Origin of the sequence: Flavobacterium sp. (assembly GCF_030146175.1) — a bacterium.
Taxonomy (GTDB): domain Bacteria; phylum Bacteroidota; class Bacteroidia; order Flavobacteriales; family Flavobacteriaceae; genus Flavobacterium.
The window spans coordinates 1-3647 of sequence record NZ_JASLCE010000150.1 but is presented as its reverse complement, the minus strand read 5'-3'; the positions used below and the strand labels follow the sequence as shown (position 1 = coordinate 3647).

Genomic DNA, 3647 nt, shown 5'->3' with positions numbered 1-3647 from the left:
TTTTATTTTTTTTGTATGGCTTACAACTTTCTCTTTCAGCTCGCAACCTATAAATAAAATCAGGAGTATAAAAATCCATATTTTAAAAATTGCTTTCATAATTCACTATAAATTAGACCATAATCAAATATTCTCAAATAAAAGGAGAATACATAACGATAAGACATAAATGGAATTATTTTGAGCTAAAAGTTCGTTAGAATATATACAAACGAACTAGTACCACCATAATAGTGTGAAACGATTATTCGCAAAGCAGAAGTCTATAAAGTAGAAAAGGACCAACCAATGGTTTGTCCTTTTTTGTGAACTTTAGGTATAAATCTGAATTTTTAATTGAAAATCTATACCCTGGTATTTTAGTTATTTTTTGTTTACATCCCGATCAAATAGCACCGGTTTTTCGTAATCATTCATAAAAATTCCTATCGTCTGAATTTTACCGTCGACATCGGTAGCAAAATTAAACATCATCGTACTCTGTTCGGTATCCACTTTTCCGTTTTTATCTATTGACCTTGGATCAAAAATATCAAAATGAAAGTGTTTCAGTATGATTTCCTCTTCTCCTAATTTTGTATACAAACTCTTATCCCGAAAAGCTATTTTGATGCTTCCATAGCTAGGATTCGTAAAGGATCCTGCGTAATCTTTTAAAGGATGTGATGGTTTTGTATTTGGGACGGGCATCTTTTTAGTTTCCTTTTTTGCCTGAAGTGCTTTTTCTGCAGCTGCTGCTTTTACTTCACCATTCCAGTCCTCCGGTTTTAAATTGAGCATTCTATCGGCAATAGAATTACAAACTATCATCGGAACTTTCGATACATTTTGATTTGTCAGGACAACAATCCCTAACTTATCCGAAGGGAAAAAGGCAACATTCGCCGAAAACCCGTTAATATTACCGCCATGTTCTACTACGTAGTGTCCTCTATAGGAACCGATCATCCAACCCAAACCATAATTGGCTAAAAAAATGTCGCTATGCTTATCCGGCAGATCGGCACTCATAACCATTTGAGAACTCATCGCTTCGGTGATGTAGTTTTTTGGCAAGATTTCTTTTCCTTTAAAAGATCCGTCGTTAATCCACACCTTTAACCAGTTAGCCATATCGTTTACACTACTGTTGATACTTCCTGCCGGTCCCATTCCGTTAATGTTGTAATAATCGATCTTTTTAATCGTATTATCTTTTTCTACCGTATAGGGTAAAGCGGCATCGCTATCATTCTGAAACGTTTTAATATCGGTATTCGAACGGGTCATTTCCAATGGGATAAAAAGTTTTTCTTTTATATTTTCTTCCCATGTTTTACCACTAAACCGCTCTGCAATCATACCCTGTGCCAGATACATAAAATTATTGTAGAACCATTTTTCGCGAACAGCTGCGCTCGGTTGCATATACCTGACACGTGAAATAATACTATCTCTATTTTTGGTGTTAAACAAATACCAGGATAAATCATATCGGGAAAGTCCCGTTCTGTGCGCCATCAGATCTCTTAGAATAATCTGATTGTTCATTTCGTTATTATAAAAGCGCAACTGCGGCAACAAGTCGACCGCCTTATCTTCGAATGTCAGTTTGCCTTCTTTTCTAAGCAATCCCAATAAAGAAGCTGTAAAAGCCTTACTACTGGAACCTATAGCAAAAAGCGTGTTAGTTGTGACCGGCTTTTTGTTTTCGACGTCGCGATAACCAAATCCTTTGCTATAAATCACGTCATTTCCTTTTACTACAGCCACTGCAAAACCTGCAATATGTTGGTCTTTTAAAACGCTTGTCAGTACGGAATCGACGCTTGAAAAGGAATCATTATTACGATTTGCTTTTTGTATCTGAGCCAGTCCGGAAACTGAAATAAGCAAACTAAAAAGATAGGCTAAAGAAAGCTTCATAAGGTCTTATGTTTCTCCAAAACTACACTTTTTTTTTGCGTTGAAAAAACTATTTTTCAAGGAATTACAATATATAAAACACTAAAAAGAAACGAATAACAGTTTCACAAAAACAAGATTTGACCTACAAATTTACCGTTAGTTTTACCGTTAGTTTTACCCAACAAAAAAGCCTGCAAAAATTTTGCAGGCTTTTTTGTGAACCTTATGATCCAAAATTCGAACCAATTATTGGAAGATTTGAAATCCCTTAGTGAATTAATCGCTGCATAATTTTAGAAGATAGTTGCAGAGAAAGAGGGTATTGAACCTCTTTCCTGTATAACCCTATTTATAGCCCTTCAATATTTTTTCTCAATAAATGGTAACGTTTTGGTAACATAATTACTGTCACCATTAGGTAGTTGTTGTAATACCTACAATATAAACACCTCATTATAAACACAATAACACTATTAAATCAAAGCTACTTATTGACCTTTCTGATCCATTCGAGCAAAAACATGCATTAAACTATGGAAAACCTAGTTTGTTAAGAGTAGGAAAATTTTCAGATGAAACGAATAAAAAGCTAAACAATTATAAAAATGTAGTTTAACTTTTACTCAACTTTTTGTTTGCATATCCAATTTTTGTTTATACTCCGAAGTTACAAACTTCGGAGAGCGGGGCTTTTTTTAAATTATCCTTCGTTGTAATCTGCTAACCAGGTAGGATGCTCTGGTTCAAAAACCCTTAATGTTTCTACTAACGTACCATCTTTTTTTATTGTGATGTCTTCTGTATATATATTAGATCTTTTGTTATAAACCCATTCGATTTCATCCAAGCCCTTATCATGATTTAGGGTTCTTTCTGAAATAACTTTTAACTCACCATTAACGATGCCAACACTAGTATTTCTAGAATAAATTTCTAGTCCCTTTTGAGTATTTGAACCTAAAAAACAAGAAAAAACTACATTAGAATCCGTATCATATATTCCTTTGCCAAATTTAGGATCTTCGTATTTTCTAATTAAGAATAATCTTCTCTTTTTTAAATCATTTTTGTTATTATCATAAATCTCCTGAGTCATCAAAGATTCATCTCTGTACATAGTAATAGCTTCATAATAACCAAATTCACTACTATAGCAATTTTCAAGTTTTACTACCAAATTTTCCCATTCTTCATCTGTTACTGAACTATCAAATTGCCCTAGTCCAAATTGATATTCCAATTCTGTAAATTCTAAAATAAATTTTTTTATGTCTTCTAATGTATAATTCATGATTTTTAGTTTTAAGTCATTAACAAGTAAAACTTCAAAAAATAGAAGTTTGCTTATTTATAAAACAATACTATTTTGATACTATATCAACTAAAAGCTTGTGCTAATAGTTGTAAATTTTCTTTCCATTTTACCTTTTGTATGTTTTCTATATTTTCGTCCCCACTAAAAACTAAGGCCGGTACAAACGTTAAACATTCATCAATTGCTACCGGGCCATATTTATCAAGTGCAGGGAGTTCTATATGACCATACCACTCGTCTTCCATATAAATCGTATTTCCCGCAAATCTATCTAGGAATCGATTGAATTCATCGTCAACATATATATATTCTTCTGTTTGTATGTTGTAAAAAGCAATGCACTTCTCATTATCAACTTCCCCAGTCAAATAAAAATTACCCATTGCCGTTTTTGCAAAAGGCATAATAGATTGATTTTTTAATTTTGGAAACTCTTTTAATAATG

3 protein-coding genes are annotated in these 3647 nt (G+C 32.9%); all 3 read right to left on the bottom strand.

Going from position 1 to position 3647, the window contains the following annotated elements; genetic code table 11:
• Positions 1 to 363: 363 nt before the first annotated feature.
• The gene (locus Q1R07_RS16035; protein WP_300492182.1) at positions 364 to 1905 is read right to left on the bottom strand and encodes a serine hydrolase; all 1542 of its coding nucleotides are present in this window, start codon (positions 1903 to 1905) and stop codon (positions 364 to 366) included.
• Between the two features lie 682 nt (positions 1906 to 2587).
• Positions 2588 to 3178, bottom strand: coding sequence for a hypothetical protein (locus Q1R07_RS16030; RefSeq protein WP_300492180.1), 591 nt, complete (start codon positions 3176 to 3178; stop codon positions 2588 to 2590).
• An 86-nt stretch (positions 3179 to 3264) separates the two neighbouring features.
• On the bottom strand, positions 3265 to 3647 hold a 383-nt coding region (locus Q1R07_RS16025; RefSeq protein ID WP_300492178.1), incomplete at its 5' end, for a T6SS immunity protein Tdi1 domain-containing protein.

What these genes read in the sequence shown, in the direction of transcription:
- Q1R07_RS16035 (WP_300492182.1), bottom strand. Translation starts at nt 1,905, where the DNA reads ATGAAGCTTTCTTTAGCCTATCTTTTTAGTTTGCTTATTTCAGTTTCC.
- Q1R07_RS16030 (WP_300492180.1), bottom strand. Translation starts at nt 3,178, where the DNA reads ATGAATTATACATTAGAAGACATAAAAAAATTTATTTTAGAATTTACA.